Source organism: Janthinobacterium algoris (assembly GCF_051380935.1).
Taxonomy (GTDB): Bacteria; Pseudomonadota; Gammaproteobacteria; order Burkholderiales; family Burkholderiaceae_D; genus Janthinobacterium.
The window spans coordinates 1-21771 of sequence record NZ_JBNYXZ010000003.1 but is presented as its reverse complement, the minus strand read 5'-3'; the positions used below and the strand labels follow the sequence as shown (position 1 = coordinate 21771).

At 61.3% G+C, this 21771-nt stretch carries 20 protein-coding genes; 8 read left to right on the top strand and 12 right to left on the bottom strand.

Annotation, left to right across the window (positions count from 1 at the left end):
* Window positions 1-14: 14 nt before the first annotated feature.
* The 8 genes from bioD to ACQ4W7_RS04990 all read right to left on the bottom strand — a co-directional run bounded on the left by bioD (window position 15) and on the right by ACQ4W7_RS04990 (window position 9074).
* Window positions 15-800 carry a dethiobiotin synthase gene (gene bioD / locus ACQ4W7_RS05025; protein ID WP_436528922.1) on the bottom strand — a complete coding sequence of 262 codons (786 nt, stop codon included), beginning with the start codon at window positions 798-800 and terminating at the stop codon, window positions 15-17.
* Entirely contained in the window at window positions 790-1986 is a 1197-nt protein-coding gene (gene bioF / locus ACQ4W7_RS05020; protein ID WP_436528920.1) for an 8-amino-7-oxononanoate synthase, read from the bottom strand. The genes bioD and bioF overlap by 11 nt, the downstream gene beginning before the upstream one ends.
* Before the next feature lies 1 nt (window position 1987).
* Window positions 1988-3316 carry an adenosylmethionine--8-amino-7-oxononanoate transaminase gene (gene bioA / locus ACQ4W7_RS05015; RefSeq protein ID WP_436528918.1) on the bottom strand — a complete coding sequence of 443 codons (1329 nt, stop codon included), beginning with the start codon at window positions 3314-3316 and terminating at the stop codon, window positions 1988-1990.
* Window positions 3317-3335: 19 nt separating this feature from the next.
* Window positions 3336-4124: an enoyl-CoA hydratase/isomerase family protein gene (locus ACQ4W7_RS05010; RefSeq protein WP_426074685.1), complete on the bottom strand. Its 789-nt coding sequence runs from the start codon at window positions 4122-4124 to the stop codon at window positions 3336-3338.
* Window positions 4125-4143: 19 nt separating this feature from the next.
* Window positions 4144-5766, bottom strand: coding sequence for a carboxyl transferase domain-containing protein (locus ACQ4W7_RS05005; protein ID WP_426074684.1), 1623 nt, complete (start codon window positions 5764-5766; stop codon window positions 4144-4146).
* A 40-nt stretch (window positions 5767-5806) separates the two neighbouring features.
* The gene (locus tag ACQ4W7_RS05000; RefSeq protein ID WP_436528915.1) at window positions 5807-6256 is read right to left on the bottom strand and encodes a YchJ family protein; all 450 of its coding nucleotides are present in this window, start codon (window positions 6254-6256) and stop codon (window positions 5807-5809) included.
* Between the two features lie 93 nt (window positions 6257-6349).
* Complete coding sequence (locus tag ACQ4W7_RS04995) at window positions 6350-7636, bottom strand: D-amino acid dehydrogenase (RefSeq protein ID WP_436528913.1); 1287 nt, start codon at window positions 7634-7636, stop codon at window positions 6350-6352.
* A gap of 76 nt (window positions 7637-7712) precedes the next feature.
* A complete protein-coding gene (locus ACQ4W7_RS04990; protein ID WP_436528911.1) occupies window positions 7713-9074 on the bottom strand; it encodes a serine hydrolase domain-containing protein in 1362 nt (453 codons plus the stop codon).
* A 227-nt stretch (window positions 9075-9301) separates the two neighbouring features.
* Between ACQ4W7_RS04990 and ACQ4W7_RS04985 the strand changes: the two genes are divergently transcribed.
* On the top strand, window positions 9302-10042 hold the full coding sequence (locus ACQ4W7_RS04985) for a GntR family transcriptional regulator (RefSeq protein ID WP_096232721.1): 741 nt from the start codon (window positions 9302-9304) through the stop codon (window positions 10040-10042).
* Between the two features lie 2 nt (window positions 10043-10044).
* On the opposite strand, the gene ACQ4W7_RS04980 is transcribed toward ACQ4W7_RS04985, so the two are convergent.
* Together ACQ4W7_RS04980 and ACQ4W7_RS04975 are read right to left on the bottom strand one after the other, a co-directional pair.
* A complete protein-coding gene (locus ACQ4W7_RS04980) occupies window positions 10045-11178 on the bottom strand; it encodes a nuclear transport factor 2 family protein (protein WP_436528909.1) in 1134 nt (377 codons plus the stop codon).
* A 142-nt stretch (window positions 11179-11320) separates the two neighbouring features.
* Window positions 11321-12379, bottom strand: coding sequence for a helix-turn-helix transcriptional regulator (locus tag ACQ4W7_RS04975; RefSeq protein ID WP_436528907.1), 1059 nt, complete (start codon window positions 12377-12379; stop codon window positions 11321-11323).
* 234 nt (window positions 12380-12613) lie between these two features.
* Here ACQ4W7_RS04975 and ACQ4W7_RS04970 point away from each other — a divergent pair, with 234 nt between their 5' ends.
* The 7 genes from ACQ4W7_RS04970 to ACQ4W7_RS04940 all read left to right on the top strand — a co-directional run bounded on the left by ACQ4W7_RS04970 (window position 12614) and on the right by ACQ4W7_RS04940 (window position 20068).
* Window positions 12614-13495, top strand: a complete 882-nt coding sequence (locus tag ACQ4W7_RS04970) for an N-acetylmuramic acid 6-phosphate etherase (protein WP_436528905.1) — start codon at window positions 12614-12616, stop codon at window positions 13493-13495.
* Window positions 13496-13540: 45 nt separating this feature from the next.
* Entirely contained in the window at window positions 13541-14839 is a 1299-nt protein-coding gene (locus ACQ4W7_RS04965) for an MFS transporter (RefSeq protein ID WP_426075143.1), read from the top strand.
* 91 nt (window positions 14840-14930) lie between these two features.
* A complete protein-coding gene (locus ACQ4W7_RS04960; RefSeq protein ID WP_436528902.1) occupies window positions 14931-16592 on the top strand; it encodes a glycoside hydrolase family 10-like protein in 1662 nt (553 codons plus the stop codon).
* A gap of 94 nt (window positions 16593-16686) precedes the next feature.
* On the top strand, window positions 16687-17622 hold the full coding sequence (locus tag ACQ4W7_RS04955) for a BadF/BadG/BcrA/BcrD ATPase family protein (RefSeq protein ID WP_436528900.1): 936 nt from the start codon (window positions 16687-16689) through the stop codon (window positions 17620-17622).
* Window positions 17623-17652: 30 nt separating this feature from the next.
* Window positions 17653-18468, top strand: coding sequence for an N-acetylmuramoyl-L-alanine amidase (locus tag ACQ4W7_RS04950; RefSeq protein WP_426075147.1), 816 nt, complete (start codon window positions 17653-17655; stop codon window positions 18466-18468).
* A gap of 83 nt (window positions 18469-18551) precedes the next feature.
* The gene (locus ACQ4W7_RS04945) at window positions 18552-19454 is read left to right on the top strand and encodes a LysR family transcriptional regulator (RefSeq protein WP_426075149.1); all 903 of its coding nucleotides are present in this window, start codon (window positions 18552-18554) and stop codon (window positions 19452-19454) included.
* Window positions 19454-20068, top strand: coding sequence for a M15 family metallopeptidase (locus ACQ4W7_RS04940; protein ID WP_436528897.1), 615 nt, complete (start codon window positions 19454-19456; stop codon window positions 20066-20068). The genes ACQ4W7_RS04945 and ACQ4W7_RS04940 overlap by 1 nt, the downstream gene beginning before the upstream one ends.
* Here ACQ4W7_RS04940 and ACQ4W7_RS04935 read toward each other — a convergent pair whose 3' ends face one another.
* Window positions 20069-21448 (bottom strand): sodium-dependent transporter, encoded by a 1380-nt coding sequence (locus ACQ4W7_RS04935; RefSeq protein WP_436528895.1) that lies wholly within the window; start codon window positions 21446-21448, stop codon window positions 20069-20071.
* Between the two features lie 88 nt (window positions 21449-21536).
* Window positions 21537-21771: hypothetical protein (locus ACQ4W7_RS04930; RefSeq protein WP_436528893.1), on the bottom strand; the 235-nt coding region annotated here is incomplete at its 5' end.

Sequence of the window (21771 nt, the reverse complement as noted above, 5' to 3'; positions counted from 1 at the left end):
TTCAGTTGTTCGGTTTAATTGTGCGGATGTTGCGCCGGCCAGTTGGGCAAACCGGTGAAATCGAGATACGCCGCCGCCGCTTCTGCGCTGGGCTGCGCCAGGCGCGGCACCTTGCCCAGCAGCGGCGCCGGGATGTGCTCGATCAGTGCATCGATATTTTCGTCGAGGAAGCGCATTTCCACTTCCAGGGTGTTGGCGACCCAGCCGATCACGGTCAGGCCGCGCGCTTCGATGGCTTCCACCGTCAGCAAGGCCTGGCTGATGCAACCGAGGCGCATGCCGACCACCAGGATCACCGGCAAGTCGAGCTGCTGCGCTAGGTCGGCCGAGTCGAAACCGGGCGACAGCGGCACGCGAAAACCACCCACGCCTTCGACCACGACGGCGTCCGAGGCGGCGGCGATTTCCAGGTAGGCGGCCAGGATGGGCACCGATTCGATACACACGCCGTCGAGAGCGGCGGCGATGTGTGGCGCGGCCGGCTCCTTCAGCATATAGGGCGTGGTCAGGTTGCGCAGCATGGTGACGTTGCCGGCGGCGATCAGGCTGTCGGCGTCATCATTATGCAGTTCGCCGTCGCGCATCTCGGCGCCGGCGGCCACGGGCTTCATGCCGCAGGCGCGCACGCCGCGCGCGACCAGCGCGTGCAGCAGGGCCGACGACGTCAGGGTCTTGCCGATTTCCGTGTCGGTACCGGTGACGAAACAGGCAAAGCGCGATGGCAGGCCGGTGGTAGCGGGTGCCGGCCGCACGGCCGGTACTGCTGACACTTCTGCCAGGACAGGATCATCAAGGCTCATGGCGAGTCCTTTCCAAGGTGTTGACTGCGTTGATCAATTGCGCCACTTCCTGCGCCGTGTGGCCGGCCGACAGGGTCACGCGCAGGCGCGCCGTACCTGCCGGCACGGTAGGCGGGCGGATCGCCCCTACCCACAGCCCCTGCTGGTACAGTTGGGCGGCGATGCCCATCATTTCCGCGTTGTCGCCGATGATGACGGGCTGGATGGCGCTCAATGACGGCAAGGCTTGCCAGCGTTGCAGCTGCAAGCCCTGGTTCCATTGCGCCACCAGCGTCGCCAGGTGCACCCGACGTTGTTTTCCTTCGTCGCCGGCGATGATGTCCAGGCTGGCCAAGAGCGCATGCGCCAGCGCCGGCGCTGCCGCCGTGGTGAAAATGTACGGGCGCGCCTTCTGGATCAGGGTTTCGATCACTGCCTCATGCGCGCAAACAAAGGCGCCACCCACGCCGGCCGATTTGCCCAGCGTGCCCACATACACCAGGTGCGGCGACTGTAGGTCGAAGTGTTCGAGCGCGCCGCGGCCGTTCTCGCCCAGCGTGCCGAAGCCGTGTGCGTCGTCGACCACCAGCCAGGCGCCGTGTTGCTCGCACAAGGCCAGCAGCGCGGGCAGCGGCGCCAGGTCGCCATCCATGCTGAAGATGCTGTCGGTGACGACGATCTTGGTTGCTGCCGTGCTGGCCGCCAGCAGGACCGCAAGCGCGTCCAGGTCCGCATGCGGATACACGCGCGTCTTGACGCGGGCCAGGCGCGTGCCGTCGATCAGCGAGGCATGGTTCAGCGCTTCCGAGAAGATCTCGGCTTCGGCATCACCGGCGGCCAGGGCGGTCAGCACGGCTAAATTAGCCATGTAGCCGGTGCAGAAATACAGGGCGCGCGCCTGTTCCAGGTTGGCGCCCACGAAAGCGGCCAGGCGCTCTTCCAGCTGTGCGTGGGCGCGGCTATGACCACTGATCAGGTGCGAAGCGCCGCTGCCGGCGCCATACAGATCGGCGCCCTCTTTCAGCGCTGCCACGATGCGCGGATGCGACGCCAGGCCCAGGTAGTCATTGCTGCAAAAGGCCAGCATGTCGCGTCCGTCCACCGTCAGGCGCGGCGCGCATGGCGTGTCGACGGTGCGGCGGCGGCGAATCAGGCTGCGCTCTTCCAGCCCCTGCAGCTGCTGTTGTAATCGCGCGATCAGCTCCATCTCAGGCTCCGATCACTTTGTTGAAGACGGCCAGGGTTTGCTGGCCCAGGCCCGCGATTTCTGCGTCGTCGAGGATGTACGGCGGCATCAGGTAGATGGTCGAACCGATGGGGCGCATCAGCAGTTCATGTTCCAGTGCGGTGCTGAAGAAGCGGCGCGAAAAATCGGGCGCCGCATCGATGGCGTCAAAGGCCCAGATCATGCCCTGCTGGCGGAAGTGTTTTACGCGCTCGTGCTGCGCCAGCGGTGCCAGGGCGTGCGTGATCTTGTCTGCGCGCTCCCGGTTGGCCACCAGCACATCGTCTTCCTTGAAAATCGACAGGGTCGCCAGCGCCGCGCGGCAGGCCAGCGGGTTGCCCGTGTACGAGTGCGAATGCAAAAAGCCGCGTCGCACGTCGGTGCTGTAGAAGGCCTGGTAGATGTCTTCGCGCGTCATCACCAGCGATAAAGGCAGGTAGCCGCCGCTGATGCCTTTCGACAGGCAGACGAAGTCGGGCCAGATGCCGGCCTGTTCGCAGGCAAAGAAGGTGCCCGTGCGCCCGCAACCGACGGCGATTTCATCGAGGATCAGGTGGACTTGATAGCGGTCGCACAGGGCGCGCACCAGCGACAGGTACAAGGGGTCGTGCATGGCCATGCCGGTGGCGCACTGCACCAGCGGCTCGATGATGATGGCGGCGATTTTGTCCGATTTTTCCTGGAACAAAAGTTCCACGTCGGCGGCGGCGCGGCGCGCCACATCCTCGGCGGACTCTCCCTCTGCCGCCTGGCGGAAGTCGGGCGACATCACGGTCGTTGATGCGCGCAGCAAGGGGCCGTAGGCATCCTTGAACAGGGCGACATCGGTGACGGCCAGGGCGCCTATGGTTTCGCCGTGGTAGCTGCCTTTTAGACAGACGAATTCCTGCTTTTCACTTTTGCCGCTGTTGCGCCAGGCGTGAAAGCTCATTTTCAGGGCGATTTCCACGGCCGAGGCGCCGTCGGAGGCGTAAAAGCTGTGACCGAGCACGCCGCCGGTCAACGCCGACAGCTTTTCCGACAGTTCGACCACCGGTTCATGCGTGAACCCGGCCAGCATGGCGTGTTCCAGCCGGTCCAGTTGATCCTTCAGTTCCGCATTGATGCGCGGATTGGCATGGCCGAACAGGTTCACCCACCAGGAACTGATGGCGTCCAGGTAGCGTCGGCCTTCGTGGTCATACAGCCAGGCGCCGCGGCCGTGGCTGACGGGGATGAGCGGTACAGTCTCGTGGTGCTGCATTTGCGTGCACGGATGCCACACGCTGCGCAGACTGCGTTCGACCCAGCCCGATTGTTTTTCTGCTTTCAAAACTGCTCCAGTGATATTGCTAGCCCATGAGCCAACTCGGCTTGCGCTTGTCGAGGAACGATTGCACGCCTTCGCGTCCCTGCTCCGAGGCGCGGATTTGCGCGATGCGCTCGGCCGTGTCCGCCAGCAGCACGTCGTCGACCGGCTGGCCGGCGATCTCGCGCACCAGCGTTTTCGCTTGCGCCACGGCGTGCGGGCTGTTACCCGTCAGCGCTTTCAGCACCTCCAAGGTTTTCGCGTCCAGCGCGTCGCCAGCGACTACCTCGTGGGCAAAGCCGATGCGTAGCGCTTCCTGTGCCGAGAATCGCTCGGCGGTCAGGAAATAGCGGCGTGCCGCGTTTTCGCCCATGGCCTTGATGACATACGGTGAAATAGTGGCCGGGATCAGTCCCAGCCGCACTTCGCTCAGGCAGAAATGCACGTCTTCCGCAACCAGAATGATATCGCATGCGGCGACCAGGCCCATGCCGCCCGCATAACAGTCGCCCTGGATCTTTGCCACCACGGGCTTGGGACACAGGTAAATCGTGCGCAGCATCTGCGCCAGCTGCAGCGCGTCGGCCTGGTTTTCGGCAAGCGTGTAGCCGGCCATCTTCTTCATCCAGTTCAAGTCCGCGCCGGCGCAAAAGGCTGCGCCCTTCGCCGACAGCACGATGGCGCGCACCATCTCGCTGCGTCCCAGGCCTTCAAAGGCCCGGGCCAGTTCGGCGATCGTCGTCTCGTTGAAGGCGTTGCGCACGTCGGGGCGGTTCAGGGTCACGGTGGCGACATTGCCCTCGATGACCAGTTTCAGTGTTTCGAATTCCATGCTCTTTAGTCCCTTTGCATCACATGCGGAAGATGCCGAACTTCGTGTCCGGGATTTCCGCGTTCAAGGAGGCCGACAGGCCCAGGCCCAGCACCATGCGGGTATCGGCCGGGTCGATCACGCCATCGTCCCACAGACGCGCGGTGGCATAGTATGGGTGGCCCTGGTGTTCGTATTGATCCTTGATCGGCTGCTTGAAGGCCGCTTCCTCGTCCGCGCTCCATGCGCCGCCCTTGCCTTCGATGCCGTCGCGCTTGACGGTCGCCAGCACGGAGGCTGCCTGGTCGCCGCCCATGACGGAAATGCGCGCATTCGGCCACATCCACATGAAGCGGGGAGAAAACGCGCGGCCGCACATGCCGTAGTTGCCGGCGCCGAAGCTGCCGCCGATGATGACCGTGAATTTCGGCACGGCCGCCGTGGCGACGGCCGTGACCATCTTGGCGCCATTGCGGGCGATGCCCTCGTTTTCGTATTTGCGCCCCACCATGAAGCCCGTGATATTTTGCAGGAAGACCAGCGGGATCTTGCGCTGGCAGCACAATTCGATGAAATGCGTGCCTTTCAAGGCCGATTCGGAGAACAAGATGCCGTTATTGGCGATGATGCCCACTTTGACGCCATAGATATGCGCAAAGCCGCAGATCAAGGTGGTGCCGTAGCGGGCCTTGAACTCGTCGAAATCGCTGCCGTCGACGATGCGCGCGATCACTTCCCTCACATCGAAGGGCTTGCGCGTATCGACAGGGATCACGCCATACAGTTCCTGCGTCGGGTATTTCGGCTCGACGGACTCGCGCAGCGCCATCTGCTGCGGCTTGGTGCGGTTCAGGTTCGAAACGATGGTGCGCGCCAGCGACAGCGCGTGCAAATCGTTCTGCGCCAGGTGGTCGACCACGCCGGACAAGCGCGTATGCACGTCGCCGCCACCGAGGTCTTCGGCCGTTACCACTTCGCCCGTCGCCGCTTTCACCAGCGGCGGGCCACCGAGGAAAATCGTGCCCTGCTCCTTGACGATGATCGATTCGTCGCTCATGGCCGGCACGTAAGCGCCGCCCGCCGTGCAAGAGCCCATCACCACGGCGATCTGCGGGATGCCCTTGGCCGACAAATTCGCCTGGTTATAAAAAATGCGGCCGAAATGGTCGCGGTCGGGGAAGACGTCGTCCTGGTTCGGCAGGTTGGCGCCACCCGAGTCGACCAGGTAGATGCAGGGCAGCTTGTTCTGGTCGGCGATTTCCTGGGCGCGCAAATGCTTTTTCACCGTCATCGGGTAGTAGGTGCCGCCCTTGACGGTGGCGTCGTTGCAGACGATGACGCATTCCTGGCCCGAGACCCTGCCGATGCCGGTGATGATGCCGGCGGAAGGCGCCGCATCGACGCCTTTGGCGTCCTGGTACATGGCGTAGGCCGCCATCTGGGAAAACTCGAGGAAGGGCGTGCCGGGATCGAGCAGCATTTGCACGCGGTCGCGTGGCAGTAGTTTTCCGCGCGCCAGGTGCTTGGCGGCTGCCGCTTCGCCGCCGCCGGCCGCGATTTTCTCCACCTTGTCGCGCAAATCGTCGACGATGGCTTGCATGGCCGCGGCATTGGCCTTGAAATCTTCACTGCGCGGATTGAGTTTGCTTTCGATGTGCGGCATTGCGGTTCCTTTTTATGATCGCCCGGTCTCTCGGGTCGCGCTATTCGGGAAAACTGCCGTCGAGATAAAACCAGCGCAAGGCACCACCGTCTTCTTGCGTCTCGCGCACGAAGCGGCTCACTTCATGCAGGCGGTGCGCGCGGCCGTTGACCTTGTAGCGGGCCACGAATTCCACGCTGTCGCGGTGTATCTCTTCGGCTTGATCTGCTGATTCTGCTTTACGTTGACGTAAACGTAAAGCAGATTTTACCTCAAGTCCCAGCCAGTGAACTTTTTCTTCTTCGGCAAATAAAGCGTCGTCGGGGCGGGTGCTGGCATGCCAGGTAGCGCGCAGGTAGGCTTCATCGCGCAAGGTAAACGCCGTGTAGCGCGAGCGCATCAGGGCTTCGGCCGTGGGCGGCAAGGCAGTGCCCGCGATGTATGGGCCGCAGCAGCTGGCGTAGGAGGCGCCGCCACAGGGGCAGGCGGCAGATGTCGAAGGTGTGGGCATGCGCTGGCAATAATGAACAGAGATGAGGGAACAGGAAAGTCCCGCAATTATCCGCCATAACGGCGGCATCGGTCGCCGCCGCCGCTGGTGCGCTTATTGTCGAGGACTGAGGAAGTCCAGCGCGAACGGTGGCGCCTTGCCCGCCATCAGGTCGGCCAGGATGCGCGCCGTGCCGGCGGCGAAGGTAAAGCCCAGCGGGCCATGGCCCACGTTCAGCCACAGGTTCGTATATTTGCTGGCGCCCACCAGCGGCGCGCTGTTCGGCGTGGCGGGGCGCAAGCCGGCCCAGGCCGTGGCCTGGTCGTAATCGGCGCCGTGCGGCATGGCTTCGCGCGCCAGCCGCGTCAGGCCCGCGATGCGGTTCCAATCGATGCTGTTGTCGGCACCCACCATGTCGACCATGGCCGCCACGCGCAAGTCGCCACCGATGCGCGCATACAGCACCTTGCGTTCGAAATCCGTGATGCTGATCTCGGGCGCCCGGTCTTGCGCGCGAATGGGTGCCGTCAGGCTGTAGCCTTTCAGCGGGTACAGGGGCAGGTAGATACCCGCCGTGGCGGCCAGGTCGCGGCTCTGGATGCCGGCTGCCAGCACGTAGTGGTCCGCTTCCAGCAAGCCCAGGTTGGTGTCGACGCCCGCGATCTTGCCATTGCGCGTGACGAGGCGGCGCGCCTCGCCTTTTAATATCAGTGAACAATTCGGGTGCTGCAGCAGGCGCGCTTCCAGCGCCAGGCAAAAAGCGTGGCAATCGGCCACCGCTTCGCCTTGCGTGAAGATGCCGCCCGCCAGGGAACCCTGCAAGGCGGCCAGCGCCGGTTCGCGCTGCACCGCTTCTGCGGGAGACAAGACGATGCGCGCCTCTTCCGACTCGGGCCGGGCCACGGCCCGCTGAAAGATGGCCGGCGAACGATAGACGATGAGCTTGCCCGCATCGCGCCAGGCGTACGCTTCGGGCGGCACCGTCAATTCCAGCTGCGCCATGCCGGCGCGGCTCCATTCGCCCAGTTGCAGCAGCTTGGCCGTCGTGCGGGCATTGCTGGCGCTGTTGCAATTGCGCAGGAAACTGGCCATCCAGCGCCATTGGCGCCAGTCCGCTTCGGGCCGGAAGCGCAGCGGACCATCTTTCTGCAGCAGCCATTGCAGGGCTTTGAAGGGGACGCCCGCGTCGGCCAGCGGCGCCACATAGCGATAGCTGAGCTGGCCGCCATTGCGGTAGCTGGCGGCGATCGCCACCTGTTCATTGCGTTCGAGTACAGTGACCTTGTAGCCGGCCTCGGCCAGCCACCAGGCCGATGTCAGACCGACGACGCCGCCGCCGATGATGATGACTTGTTGCTGCATGTTGCCTCGCTGCGTTGCGCTCCCATGGTGCGGAAGCATTCGGGAAGAGCTTAGAGGCTGGCCGTTCAGGGAGCCAATGAAACATCATGGTGCAGCCATAACTTTCAGGAATGCACTATTTTGGTGCACATTTTTCATGCTTGTCAATCGCACCACGGTATAAGGTGGTGAGTATCAATTCCTCGCTGCGCCCCATGGCGGAATATGTGCCCGGATATTGCGCGGGATCGCTGCCCGTGCCGCCCACCAGCATCACCATGCCATTCTTGTTCTTGAAATCGAGCACGAAGGCGGAGACGAGGCCATACGCGTCGCCCAGGTGGCCCACGGCCGTGAAGCTGGCGCCCCCGACCAGGCCGTTGCCCTGCCCCGCCACCGCATCGAACTGCTGGTTGCCCAGGCCCCAGGCGCGGTACAGGCCCTGTTCGCTGTTGCCATTGCTTCCATCGGGCGCCAGTTGCCATTGCCGGGCAAACATCAAGGCGATACTGGCTGGCTGCAATAGCTGCTTGCCCTGATGGCGGCCACCGTCGAGCAGCATCTGCATGACCGTGCCCAGTCCTGCGGCGGAGATGCGCAAGCCGCCCGTGGGACTGAAGACGGTGGCGTTGCTGCCGATCACATAGTTGGCCAGGCCAGCGGGCACGGTGGGTGGATGATTGTAAACATCATCGGCTTGCGCGATCCAGGGGTTTGCCGGACGCCACTGTTCCGTGTCGAGCGTGCGCTTGCGGTACAGGGTGGCCGTATTCGCCAGCTCTTCCTTGGAGAATGCCGCCGGGTAGTAGCCGCCGCGCACATCGAGGGGATCGAGCAGCAAACGCCGCATCAGCAAGTCGAAGCGCTCGCCCGTGACTTTTTCCATTACTGTGCCGATCACGCCCCAGTTCAGGTTGGCATACGTAAAATAGCGGCCCGGCGCCGCAGCTGCATCCCACATGAGGTCGCCCCCAGCCGTAAACACGTCGCGCAAGCTGCGTTCTGGTCCCCAGGCGTAGCCGCCCGCGTCGCGCAGCGAGGAGGTATGGCTGAGCAGGCTGCGCAGGGTCAGCGGTTGCTGGGGGAAATGCGGGTTGCGCAGGGAAAAGCCCAGATAGATACCCACGTCCTGATCCAGACTCAGCTTGCCCTGCTCGACCAGCCGCATCAGGCCCAGGGTGGTCATCATCTTCGATACGGAGGCGATGCGAAACAGGGTGGCCGACGTCACGGGCAAGCTGTCCGCTGGCGTAACGCCGATGTGCCGGTAGCCAAATTGTTGCTGATACGACACCTTGCCCTGACGGATGGCCAGCACGGACAGGCTGGCCAGCGGATGGAGCGGATCATCGACGATGGCCGACAGCGCCGCATCGAGCGTGCGCTGCTGGTCGTGTTGCGCGAGCTGCTCAGTGCCGCTGCCGGGCGGGGCGGCCAGCGCGGTCCAGGTCGTGCCCAGCAGCAGCAAACCCAGAAAACCCCTCATTTTGTTGATCATGCTTTCCCTGTGTCATGGTGGATGGAGGCCTTGCCAGCATAGGGTGCGATGGTTTACTACGCTAATGAAAATTGCTTATTTATCTATAATGCAAAGCTATACGTACGGTAAAACATTGTTTTTTTAAGTGTATAACCGTTATTTATGGTCATTTTCCATTTATTCATGGGTAGACGGGCTACGCGCAAGCGCCATCGCTATTACACTAGGAGGACAAGGAGAACTGTATGAGCCAGACCAGCGTAGAACTCAAGGTCGATTTAAATGACAATTCGCCTTTATATATGCAGATCGCCCGCAAGCTGAGCGATGACGTACGCAACGGCCGCTACCAGGTAGACCAGGCCCTGCCATCCGAACGTACCCTGTCCGAACTGCTCGACGTATCGCGCGTGACTGCCCGCAAGGCCATCGACCAGCTCGTCGAGCAAGGCCTCGTCGTGCGCCGCCGTGGTTCCGGCAACTATATTGCGCCACGCATCGAGCAGCCGCTGTCGAACCTGTCGAGTTTTTCCGAGCAGTTGCAGCAGCGCGGCTACCGCCCCGGCTCGCGCTGGCTCAAGCGTGAAGTCGTCATCGCCAGCAGCGATGAACAGCTGAGCTTGGGCCTGGCGCAGAATACGAAAGTGGCGCGCCTGGAGCGCTTGCGCCTGGCCGACGACGTGGTGATGGCGTATGAAGTGAGCGTGCTGCCCTTCAGCGTGGTGCCGGATCCGGCCGCCATGGGCGATTCGCTGTATGAATACTTGAGCAGCATCAAGAAGGCACCCGTGCGCGCCTTGCAGCACATCCGCGCCATGAATGCGACGGACGTGCTGGCCAAGCAGCTGGGCATCCCCGATGGCCAGGCCGTGCTGTTCATTACGCGCATCGCCTACCTGGAGTCGGGCGAAGCGGTGGAGCTCACGCATTCGTATTGCCGCAGCGATCATTATGATTTTGTGGCGGAAATGCGTCGCGCTCCATAAATCTACTGCTCGAACAGGCGGATCATGGATTCCGCCACGCCGACGGACGACTCCCAGCTCATGCCGGTCACCAGCCGGCCATCGACCTCGACGTGACTCTTGCCGTTGGCACCGTGCCTGAATATGCCGCCATGGCGCTTGATGCTGCCTTCTGCCGAAAAGGGATAGGCCTTATATATCGCCGATTCCTTGTTGAGAAACGCATCGGGGAACGAGGTGAGCACCTTGCCCTGGATGAGGAAAGTGCCGTCACTGAGCTTCAGATTCTTGATGCCCTCGGTGCCATGGCAGATTGCCGCGATCACCCCACCTTGTTGTTCGTAGATACGCAAAGCGATGTCCTGGAGCGGCTTGTTTTCCGGGATGCCGACGATGGCCGCGCCGCCGCCGACGAAAGCGATGCCCGCATACTCGTCTGCCTTGACCTCGGAGACGGGCTTGGTATGGGCCAGTGCCCACATGAAATCACTGTCGTACAGATGCTTCTTGAGCAGCTCGTCCGACGTGACGATCATTTCCAAAGGAATGGCACCACCCTCGGGACTGACGAAGTCGACCGTGTACCCTGCTTTGCGAAATGCATCATAGGTATAGGCCAGCTCGGGGAAATTATTGCCCGCATTAATTTTTGTGCCGGGATATTGATGCACATTCGACACGACCAGCAGCACCTTGCGTGCATGGCGCGCGGCTGATGGCTCGCGATGGGCCGACTTGCTGACGATCTTCCAGTTGCCAGCGATCTTTTTCAACAGAAAGACATCCATATAGCGGACCCCTTGCTGGGGAATGTGGATCTCGGCCTTGGCGGTAGCCACCTTGCCGCTCACATCCACCTTGATCAGTCGCCCGTGACGCCCATTGAATTGCCCTATTTTCTCTTGGGAAAAGAGTTTTGCGTATTCCGGACCGCTCAACTCCCATTCCGCATCGTTTTTGCCATCGAGGTAAAGGCGGGCGGTGGCATGGAAGGCCTGGTTGATCTCGTCCTGTACGTTGAAGCTGGTGCCATGCAGATACAAGCGCACGGTCTCCCGGATGGCATTTTCGTCCTGGTCTGCGGTTGCGGCGGTGGCGACGGCACCGATGCTTAGCAAGCAACAGGCGAGTATCGTTCGCAATAAAAACTGAATCATGGCTTTACCCTCAATGAAGAACTACGTTTATCGGAGCAACGACTATTTCAGATCGCTGGTGGTCGATAATTTATCGAAGTGTCGGGGATTTGATGTCGCCAAACATGATTTCAGACTCCGGAATGGCGATTCCGGAGAAGTTTTATGCGGAAATGGCCCTGACCGCCTGGCTAGGTTGGGCCCGGAAGCTGGCGGGCGTCTGCCCAGCAACTTTCTTGAAGGTAGAGTAGAAGGTGGAACTGGAATTGAATCCGCAGCGCTCGGCAACGGTATCCAGGTTGAGTTGCGGCTCGTCGGTCAATACTTGTTTCGCTTCGGCGATACGGTATTCGTTGACGTAGGTATTGAAGCTCTTGCTCAGCTTGTCATTCAGCACCTGCGATACCTGCGCCTGCGTGCATCCCGCCCGCTTGGCCAGTTGGGCCAGGGTGAGATTCGGATTCAGATAGGATTTCTGCCCGCTCATCTGTTGTTCCAGCGCAGCGAGCACGGCAAGCGCATCTTCGTGCGTCAGGCGGCTATTTTGGTACTTCTGCTTCGGGTCGGCAGGCGTCAAGATTTCCTTTCTCAGCAGAAAGACCATGACCGCGACATGCAGCGAGAAGGTGAATGACAAGGCGCCGACAATATAGGACGTGAACGGCGTGCTCGCGTACGCGGCCAACATGACACAGCTGCCTGTAAAGACGCTCAGCAGGAGCACGCTGCTGGTGGCCATCCGCTGTCCGTCGTTCAACCATACACCGCGGGTTTGCCAGAGCAACCTGGCGCTTGCCAGCAGGTAGCATAGCCAGAATACATGAATGGCATGACTCGAATGGTCCCACGCAGAACGATATGCGGAATACGGAAAGGCAACGCCAATGACTATCAGCAGGAAGGACAAGCCGAGATGCCAGCGCCATTGTTGGCCGGCAGGCAGTTGCGCGAGTCCGGCCAGGAAAGAGCGCACATAGAGATAGGTCAGGGGGCCGATCAGCAGGCAGGCCGACAAGCCCAGCTGGCGGAATTCGAGTGCGATTGCAGGGTTGAAGAAGAGGAAGGCGGATTTGGCGGTGCGCACCCCGACGGCAAGCAGCAATGCACCGAGCATGCAGTCGGCGAGGCAGCGAGGCCGACGGCTGAAAAAATAGACGGCCAGGAAAATGCCGTTGATGGCGCCAAGGGCGCTAAACAGGAACAGCAATTGGCGAGCGATCATGGGGCGTGTCGTTGATGTTGGCGTCGAACCCAAGTATAGACACAAACGGGTCTGGAACTTGGCTCTAGGCCCTTGAATTAACACATTCAGCAACTGCTTTACCGCCGTATCGAAGTAGTACAGCACGTTCCTGCACTAGCCATAAGCTGCCGTTATGCCTGCACGCCAAGCTTTCATGGCTGATCTTGCACATCGGTATTAAACTGATTTCATCTTCAACCATGTTCTGAAATCATGTTGAAAACTGAAACCCCGAGCCTGCGGCATCCGGATCTGGATCTGTATCCGGTGGAACAATTGGTGGCGGCACTGGTCGATGACCAGTTCTGGGCCGTCGAAGCCGTGCGGCTGGCGTCGCCGCAGATCGCGGCCGCCATCACGGCCGCCCTGCCCCGCATCGCCGCTGGCGGACGCCTGCTGTATGTGGGCGCCGGTACGTCGGGTCGCCTTGGCGTACTTGATAGCGTTGAACTCAATCCCACGTTTTCCTGGCCGCCCGAGCGGGCCGTCGCCATCCTGGCTGGCGGCGCGGGCGCGATGTTTACGGCAGTCGAAGGGGCGGAAGATGATTTACAGCAAGGCGAGGCTGACTTGTTGGCCTTGCAGCCGCACATTAACGATGTGGTGATCTTGCTGGCTGCCTCAGGCGCCACGCCGTATGTGCTGGGCGCGCTGCTGGCTGCGCGCAAGGCGGGCGCCTTGACCATCGGCATCGCCAACAACGTGGGCGCCCCCGTGGCGCATGAGGCGCAATGCGGTATCGTGCTCGACACGGGCACGGAAGTCATTTCCGGCAGCACGCGTTTGAAAGCGGGCACGGCGCAAAAAATCACCCTGAACACGATTTCCAGCGCCCTGATGGTGGGTTTGCATAAAACTTACGGAAACTTGATGGTAGACTTGAAGCCGACCAACGCCAAGCTGATCTGGCGGGCGGTGCGTCTGACCATGCATGCCACCGGCGCCAGTGAGGCGCAGGCCAGGACCGTGCTGGAGCAATGCCACTATCACGTCAAGGTGGCTATAGTTGCCTTGATCAAAAAAATCAACACAAACCAGGCACAGGCATTGTTGGCCGGCGCGGACGGCAGTGTGCGGGCGGCACTGGCGGCGTAATCCGATGGCGCGGCATTCTTCTGTCTGGGAGACAATGAAGGATGTATGGAGCTAGTGAAAAAAACCGCCCCGGCGCGCGCAAATAAGCCGTGGCTGTGGATCCCTTCCCTGTATTTCGGCCAGGGCATCCCCTATGTAGTGGTCATGACCTTGTCCGTGATCATGTACAAGAACTACGGTTTTTCCAATACGGATATCGCCCTGTACACCAGCTGGCTGTACCTGCCGTGGGTCATCAAGCCCCTGTGGTCGCCCTTCATCGATATGTACCGCACCAAGCGCTTCTGGATCGTCGGCTTGCAGTTGGTGATCGGCGCCGCGCTGGCGCTGGTGGCCCTGACAACGTCGCTGCCGCACTTTTTCCAGATCAGCCTAGCCATCTTCTGGTTGATGGCCTTCAGTTCCGCCACGCATGATATTGCCGCTGACGGCTTCTATATGCTGGGGCTGGAAGAGCACCAGCAGGCGGCCTTTGTCGGCGTGCGCAGCACGTTTTACCGGCTGGCGATGATCGCCGGCCAAGGTGGCCTGGTGTTTCTTGCTGGCTATTTGACGCATGCGACGGGCAATGTGCAGCTGGCCTGGTCCGTCGTGTTTGCCATTTTGGCGGGTCTGTTCATCGCCCTCTTCCTGTATCACTACTTTGTCTTGCCGAAACCCAAGGATGACCGCCCCAGCATCCAGGGCGCCGGTATTTCTCCGCTGCAGGAATTCATCGCCACCTTTGCGGCGTTTTTCAAGAAGAAGGATATTCTCGTCATCCTGGGCTTCTTGCTGCTGTTCCGCCTCGGTGAAGCGCAGCTGTTGAAGCTGGCCGCGCCCTTCCTGCTCGATCCCGTTGCCAAGGGCGGCCTGGGCCTCAGCACGGAACAGGTGGGCCTCGTCTACGGCACCATCGGCGTGATCGCCCTGACCCTGGGTGGCTTGCTGGGCGGATTCATCATTTCCCGCTTCGGCTTGAAACGCTGTTTGTGGATCATGGTACTGTCCGTCCACTTGCCCGACCTGGTCTTTGTTTATCTGGCCAGCGCCTTGCCCAGCAGCATCTATGTGATCGCCGGCGGCATCGCCCTGGAGCAATTTGGCTATGGCTTCGGTTTCGCATCCTACATGTTGTACATGATCATGGTTTCCGACGGCGCGCATAAAACGGCCCATTACGCCATTTGTACGGGTTTCATGGCCCTGGGCATGATGTTGCCGGGCATGGCCAGCGGCTGGATCCAGCAAATGCTCGGTTATCAGCATTTTTTCATCTGGGTGTGCATCGCCACCATTCCTGCTTTCATCATGGCCGCGCTGGTCAAGATCGATCCCGAATTCGGCAAGAAGGCCGAGGCCTGATTCTTTTGAACTGTGCGCCCGCAAGGATGGCGGGCGCACAGTAAAATGCCCGCACCGATAGACCTGCGCTTTACCACTGCAAGGAATTGTTTTGTTGTCTACTTTCAAAAAACGCCTGGGCGCCACGGCCGGCGTACTGGCCGCGCTGGCCACCGCCACATTACTCAGCAGCTGTACCAGCACCAAAATGCCCTCCGCAGTGACGCCGGGCGACGCGGGTTTGCCGGCCGTGCCGCCCGTGCAGCACATCACGGGCGAAGTGCCGCCGCCGGCGCCGCGCGAATTCCGCGCCGCCTGGGTCTCGACGGTCGCCAATATCGATTGGCCCAGCCGCAGCAACTTGCCGGTAGCCAAGCAGCAAGCTGAAGCGCTGGCCATCCTCGACCGCGCCAAGTCCTTGAATCTGAACGCGATTGTGTTGCAGGTGCGGCCCAGCGCCGACACGATTTACCCGTCGCAGCTGGAGCCATGGTCGGAATACCTGACCGGTAAGCAAGGCCAGCCGCCATTGCCGATGTATGACCCACTGGCCTTCTGGGTAGCGCAGGCGCATGCGCGCGGCCTGGAATTGCACGCCTGGTTCAACCCTTACCGGGCCCGTCACGCGACGGCCAAGTCGCCGCTGGCGCGCGACAGTTTTGCTTCCACCAACCCGGCGTCCGTCAAGCAATACGGCCGTTACCTGTGGATGGATCCGGGCGACGCCGCCGCTTCCAAGCACACAACGGACGTGGTGCTGGACGTGGTGCGCCGCTACGATATCGATGGCGTGCACATCGACGATTACTTTTATCCGTATCCAATCGACGCGCCTGGCTCCGGCGCCGGTGCCGAGACGGCCGCGCTGGACGCAGGTAATGGCGGCGCCAAGCGTGAACTGCCGTTTCCCGATGAGCCTTCCTGGCAGCAATATCTGCTGGCCGGTGGCCAGCTGGACCGCCCTTCCTGGCGCCGCCAGAACGTCAACCAGCTGATCGAAGCCTTGTATACAGGCATACACCGCGAAAAGAGCTGGGTGCGCTTCGGCATCAGCCCGTTCGGCATCGGCCGTCCCGACCGCCGCCCTGCCGGCATCGTCGGCTTCAGCCAGTACGATAAATTGTATGCGGATGCGGAACTGTGGCTGGCCAAGGGCTGGCTCGACTACCTGTCACCGCAGCTGTACTGGCCCGTGGCGCAGGCGCCGCAAGCGTTTGGCGTGCTGCTCGACTACTGGCTGGCGCAAAACCCGTATGGCCGCCACGTGTGGCCGGGCCTATACACGAGCCGGATCGACAATTCCGCCAAGTCCTTCACGCCGCAAGAGATCATCAAGCAGATCGAAGTGACGCGCACGCGCCCCGGCGCGAATGGCCAAGTGCATTTCAGCATGGCGCCGCTGATGCAGAACCGCAAGGGTGTCAGCGAGCAACTCAAGGCGACCGTGTATCAAAGCCCTGCCCTGATTCCCGCCACGCCATGGCTGGGCAAGGAAGCACCGGGTACGCCGGTACTGGCCTTGCGCCGCGACTCCACCAGCCTGAACGTCAAATTGACGGCGGGCAGCGGCAAACCCGTGGCGCAATACGCCGTCTGGGCCCGTTATGGCGAAGACTGGCGCTTTACTGTGGTTACGGGCGTGCAGGGCGAACTGACCCTGGTCGATGATGCCACCGGTAAAGTCAATGCGGTGGTCGTCAGCGCCGTGGACCGTCTCGGCAATGAAAGCCCCCGCGTCACCGTGCGCGCACCGTTTGCGGCCCCCGCCAAGTAATTGTTGACCGTTTAACGGTAGCCCATAACCTGCAGGCATGAAACATGCGCAAGCTTTCATGCCTGCAAGCCCAGCTTGGCTTTACACTCATGCCATGATTTCCATCCCTACAGTCCATCATGCGGTGCCCGTGCTGGGCCTGGGCATCGACGCGGGCGGCACGCAGACGCGTTGGGCATTGGCCACCGTTGACGGCGCCATCGTGGCCGACGGCGCCGTGGAAGGCTTGTCTGCTCTGCAAATGAGCAGCGATGCGGGCCGCGCAGCCGTGCATGCCACGTTTACCCGGCTGTGCCAGGCCGTGCTGGCTGTCGGCCAGCCGCGTGCCGTGGTGGCGGGCTTGACGGGCTTTGGCGGCGACGATGTTGTGCTGGCGCAAACGCTGGCCGCCTTGCTGGCGCTGGACGCCGCTGACGTCAGTTTATGCAACGATATCGAGATCGCCTATCGCGACAGTTTTGAACCGGGCGAAGGTTATCTGGTCTACGCTGGCACGGGTTCGATTGCCGCCTGGATCGATGCGGATGGCGTGTTTCACCGCGCGGGCGGGCGTGGCGTGCTGCTCGACGATGGCGGTGGCGGTTACTGGATCGCGCGCGAAGCCTTGCGCCACATCTGGCGCTGCGAAGACGAGGCGCCCGGTAGTTGGCAAGGGTCTCCCATGGCCGTGGCCGTGTTTGCGCATCTGGGCGGCAGCGACTGGTCGCTGTCGCGCGCCTTCATGTATGGCCAGGACCGGGGCGCCATCGGCCGGCTGGCGCTGGCCGTGGCCGCCAGTGCGGATGCCGACCCGCTGGCGTTGGACATCTTGCAGCGCGCGGGGCAGGAACTGGCAAGATTGGCGCTGGCCCTGACGGCACGCTACGGTCCCCGTCCCGTGGTGCTGGCGGGGCGTGCGGCACAATTGCACCCGGCCATCGCGGCTGCCATGCGTGCCGCTCTGCCTGTATCGTTGACAATGGAGCAAAAAGTTGCCCGTTCGCATGAGGCAGCGGCCAAGGTGGCGGCCAGGGCCGCTAGCAAGAACTAAACAATTTATTAACCCGAACACGGATCTTTCATGAAAAAAATCGCCCTCGCCCTGTTGGTGGCCCTGCTCTCCGCCTGTACCACGCCCGCGCCGCATCTCGACCATAGTTTGACGGCGCGCAGCCAGAGTCCGCGCGTGAAATTCATCGTCATCCATTACACGGTCAGCGACTTGCCCCGCTCGATCAAGATCCTGACGGAACAAGTGGTCAGCAGCCATTATTTACTGACCGACACGGACAAGCCGAAGTTTTATGTGCTGGTCGACGAATCGCGTCAGGCCAATCACGCGGGTGTGAGTAACTGGAAGACTTATACACAGTTGAATGTCAGTTCGATCGGCATCGAGATCGTCAACCCAGGCTACAGGGACACGCCGGAAGGCCGCCTCTGGTATCCCTTCCCGCAGGCGCAAATCGATGAGCTGATTCCGTTGCTGAAAGATATCCAGGCGCGTTACAACATCGCGCCGGAAAATATCCTGGGCCACAACGAGATCGCCCCGCAACGCAAGCAAGACCCAGGTCCGTTGTTTCCATGGCGCCAACTGGCCGATGCGGGCCTGATCGTCTGGCCCGATGCCAACCGCGTGGCCGCGCAGCGCCTCATTTTTGAGCAGCAAGTACCGGACGCCGTCTGGTTCCAGAAAAAGCTGGCGCAGCACGGCTATGCGACGCCGAACACGGGCATCTTCGACGAAGCGACGCGCAATGTGCTGATCGCCTTCCAGATGAAATACCGCAATACGCTGTTTGACGGCACGCCCGATGGCGAAACGGCGGCCCTGCTGGAAGTGCTGACGACGCCGGCCCCAGCGGTTGCAACACCTGCTGTTGTAGCAAAGTAGCATGGCCGTTCCAGCCCATGACTTTTTCTTATATGCTGAACGTTGACGGCCCAGGCGGCCAAAGCAAGGTAAAGGAATAGCTCATGCGGCTGCGTCATATCGAAGTGTTTCACGCCATCATGCAAGTTGGCACCATCAGCGGCGCCGCCCAAGTGCTGCATATCTCGCAACCGGCCGTGACCAAGGTCTTGCAGCATTGTGAGTTGCAACTGGGCATGCCGCTGTTCGAGCGCGTGCGGGGCAAGCTGTACCCGAAACCCGAGGCGCACCGTCTGTTTGTGGAGACGGAAAAGCTCAACCGCGATTTATTGGGAATCCGCCGCCTGGCAGCCAGCCTGAAGGGGCATGCGGTGGAAACCATCCGCCTGGTCTCCACGCCGACGATCGCCATCAGCGTCTTGCCGTTTGCCATGACGGAGTGGCGGCGTGACTTTCCCCACACGCGTTGCCAGCTGGCTACCCACCACACGGGCGAGATCGTCAATACCTTGCGCCTGGGTGAAGCGGACCTGGCCGTGTCTCTGCAAGACCCGCGTCATCCGGGCATCGTGGCCGAAGCGATTGCGCACGGTGTCATGACGGTGATCGCCCCGGCCGGCACCTGGCATGTTGCCGATTGCGGCACGCCCTTGACGGCGCATGGCCTCAGCGGCGAGCTGATCGGCCATGCGGACAACGATCCGTTGGGCGAACTGGTGGTTGCCGCCTGCGAGGCGCAGGATATGCACCCCGTCTTTAGTACCGTGGTGCAAACCTATCAAATCGCCCGTTCGCTGGTGGAAGCGGGCGCCGGCATGGCCGTGGTCGACCCGTTTACGGCCGCCTCCGGCTCGTCCGAGCGGCTGCAACGCCGTCCTTGGGCGCCCACCATCCCCATCCAACTGTATTTATTGACGGCGAGCCACTCGCCGCTGTCGCATGGCGCGCGGCGCCTGGCCGACAGCATTGGCGTGGCGGCGCGCAACTGCCTGGAAAGAGGAGTCTGATGTCTGTTGCAAGGTTGCAATTGGAAGCGGTCGGCAGCGATCCGCAATTTCGCCATTTGAGCAGCATCGCCGGCATCGCCGTCGACTTGCGCTACGCTACTCCCGACAATTTCGTCGGCCGCGATTTATATAGCCCCATCGATTGTGCCTGGCTGCACCGCGATGCGGCCGCTGCCCTGGAACAGGCCGTGGCCTGGCTGGCCGCGCATCGCCCCGATCATCATCTATTGGTGCTCGACGCTCTGCGCCCGCAACGGGTGCAGCAGCAACTGTGGGATGCGTTGCAGGGAACGGAGTTGCTCGGCTATATCGCCGAACCGGCGCGCGGCTCGATTCACTCGTTCGGCATGGCGCTCGACATCACCATCGTGGGGCCGGACGGTCAGGAACTGGACATGGGCACGAGCTTTGATGATCTGAGTGAGCGCTCGCACCCGGCGCTGGAGCTGACTTTGCTGGAGAAGGGGGAAATTACCGAAGAGCAGGTGGTGCATCGCCGCCTGTTGCGCGACGCCATGTTCCAGGCGGGCTTCTTTGGCATCAACAGCGAATGGTGGCATTTCGATTGCGGCGACCGGGTGCTGGTGCGCCAGACCTACACCCGGGTTCTCTGATTAGAAGACCTGTAAACCCTTCAGCATCACGATCAGGATCAGCACGGGCGAGACAAAACGCAGCAGGAACAGCAGCACATGCGCCAGGGTCTTGTTCTGTAACTGGCCGTGATTGCTGATCGCCTCAATGAAATGCTGTTTGCCCCAGGCCCAGCCTGTAAACAAGGCAATCGCGATGCCGCCCACCGGCAGGAAGATATTCGACGAGACGAAGTCGAACAGATCAAACATATTCAAGTTAAACAGCTTGAAGTCTGCCAAGGTGCTGTTACTGAGGGCGCACAAGGAACCGAGCACGGCCAGCAGCAGGATGGTTACGATGGTGGCCTTGGTACGCGTCCAGCCGTAGCGTTCATGGAAAATCACCACGGGCACTTCCATCAGCGACAGCATCGCACCCGTGGCGGCCACGGCGGCCAGGATAAAGAACACCACCATCAGGGCTTGCCCCATGGGAATTTGCGAAAACACGGCAGGGATGGTGATGAACACCAGCGACGGTCCCGCACTGGGGGCAAAGCCAAACGTAAACACGGCAGGGAAGATAGCGATGCCGGCCAGCATCGATACACCGAGGTCGGCCGCCATCACGCGCAAGGTGGTGACAGGGATATTCTGGTCATCCCGAAAATAGCTGCCGTAGGTCATCATCGTGCCCATGCCGACGGACAATTTGAAGAAGGCCAGGCCCATGGCCGTCAGCACGACGGAAGCCGTCAGCTTGCTGAAATCAGGGCGGAACAAAAATGCCAGGCCTTCACCCGCTTTATCCAGCGACAGGCTGACCGCACATAGCAGCAGCAGTAACAGAAATAGCAGCGGCATCAGTTTCTTGGCGATTGCCTCGATGCCCTTGGTCACGCCCAGCATCAATATGCCACCGATAAACAGCAGCACGCCCCATTGCCAGAACAGCGATTGCAGGGGATTGCTGATCAGCGAAGCGAAGGCCGCTTCCGTCACCAGCTTGTCGCTGCTGAGGATGGAACCGTCGATGGCCTTGGCGATGTAGGCAAACACCCAGCCCACCACTTCCGAATAAAACGCGACGATCAGGAAGGCGGCGATCATGCCGATCACGCCAACCAGCCACCAGGGCTTGCCCTTCGGCGCCAGCTGCTCCATGGTGGAGATCGGGTTGACCTTGGCCCGGCGTCCCAGGGTGATTTCCGCGATCATCACGGGTAGTCCCACCAATAAGGTGGCGAGCAGATAGATGAGCAGGAAGCCGGCGCCGCCATTGGCGCCTGTCAGATAGGGGAACTTCCAGATATTGCCGAGACCGACTGCGGAACCGAGGGTGGCGGCGAGCACGCCGAAGCCAGTGGTAAAGCCAGCTCGTTTCAGGGTCAGGCCTGATCCTTGAGCTTGTTGTTTCATGGTGAATCTTCTATGTATGGACGCGGATTTGCGCTGAGGGGGCGAAATTGTAGCAGTTGGATGCAAAAGCCCCGCAAAAGCCTTGCTACTACCGGGGCGCTTTGCTATAGTTCGCCTCCCCGATGAGACGCACTAGTTTGCGGCACAAAAGGGGCAGTCTTCCGGGGCTGGGCAGTAAAAGAAGGAGTTGACGATTGTGCTGAAATGCTTCATACTCTTCCTTCTTCGCAGCTGACAAACACAACGCTTTGTCGATAGCGCGAGAGTAGTAAATAAGCAGTACCGAATACCGTTCTTTAACAATTAACAGTCGATAAGTGTGG

What these genes read in the sequence shown, in the direction of transcription:
- bioD (WP_436528922.1), bottom strand. Translation starts at nt 800, where the DNA reads ATGAGCCTTGATGATCCTGTCCTGGCAGAAGTGTCAGCAGTACCGGCC.
- ACQ4W7_RS05010 (WP_426074685.1), bottom strand. Translation starts at nt 4,124, where the DNA reads ATGGAATTCGAAACACTGAAACTGGTCATCGAGGGCAATGTCGCCACC.
- ACQ4W7_RS04965 (WP_426075143.1), top strand. Translation starts at nt 13,541, where the DNA reads ATGGAGCTAGTGAAAAAAACCGCCCCGGCGCGCGCAAATAAGCCGTGG.
- ACQ4W7_RS04945 (WP_426075149.1), top strand. Translation starts at nt 18,552, where the DNA reads ATGCGGCTGCGTCATATCGAAGTGTTTCACGCCATCATGCAAGTTGGC.
- ACQ4W7_RS04940 (WP_436528897.1), top strand. Translation starts at nt 19,454, where the DNA reads ATGTCTGTTGCAAGGTTGCAATTGGAAGCGGTCGGCAGCGATCCGCAA.
- ACQ4W7_RS04985 (WP_096232721.1), top strand. Translation starts at nt 9,302, where the DNA reads ATGAGCCAGACCAGCGTAGAACTCAAGGTCGATTTAAATGACAATTCG.
- ACQ4W7_RS04990 (WP_436528911.1), bottom strand. Translation starts at nt 9,074, where the DNA reads ATGATCAACAAAATGAGGGGTTTTCTGGGTTTGCTGCTGCTGGGCACG.
- ACQ4W7_RS04975 (WP_436528907.1), bottom strand. Translation starts at nt 12,379, where the DNA reads ATGATCGCTCGCCAATTGCTGTTCCTGTTTAGCGCCCTTGGCGCCATC.
- ACQ4W7_RS04935 (WP_436528895.1), bottom strand. Translation starts at nt 21,448, where the DNA reads ATGAAACAACAAGCTCAAGGATCAGGCCTGACCCTGAAACGAGCTGGC.
- ACQ4W7_RS04980 (WP_436528909.1), bottom strand. Translation starts at nt 11,178, where the DNA reads ATGATTCAGTTTTTATTGCGAACGATACTCGCCTGTTGCTTGCTAAGC.
- bioF (WP_436528920.1), bottom strand. Translation starts at nt 1,986, where the DNA reads ATGGAGCTGATCGCGCGATTACAACAGCAGCTGCAGGGGCTGGAAGAG.
- ACQ4W7_RS04950 (WP_426075147.1), top strand. Translation starts at nt 17,653, where the DNA reads ATGAAAAAAATCGCCCTCGCCCTGTTGGTGGCCCTGCTCTCCGCCTGT.
- ACQ4W7_RS05005 (WP_426074684.1), bottom strand. Translation starts at nt 5,766, where the DNA reads ATGCCGCACATCGAAAGCAAACTCAATCCGCGCAGTGAAGATTTCAAG.
- ACQ4W7_RS05000 (WP_436528915.1), bottom strand. Translation starts at nt 6,256, where the DNA reads ATGCCCACACCTTCGACATCTGCCGCCTGCCCCTGTGGCGGCGCCTCC.
- ACQ4W7_RS04955 (WP_436528900.1), top strand. Translation starts at nt 16,687, where the DNA reads ATGATTTCCATCCCTACAGTCCATCATGCGGTGCCCGTGCTGGGCCTG.
- ACQ4W7_RS04970 (WP_436528905.1), top strand. Translation starts at nt 12,614, where the DNA reads ATGTTGAAAACTGAAACCCCGAGCCTGCGGCATCCGGATCTGGATCTG.
- ACQ4W7_RS04995 (WP_436528913.1), bottom strand. Translation starts at nt 7,636, where the DNA reads ATGCTTCCGCACCATGGGAGCGCAACGCAGCGAGGCAACATGCAGCAA.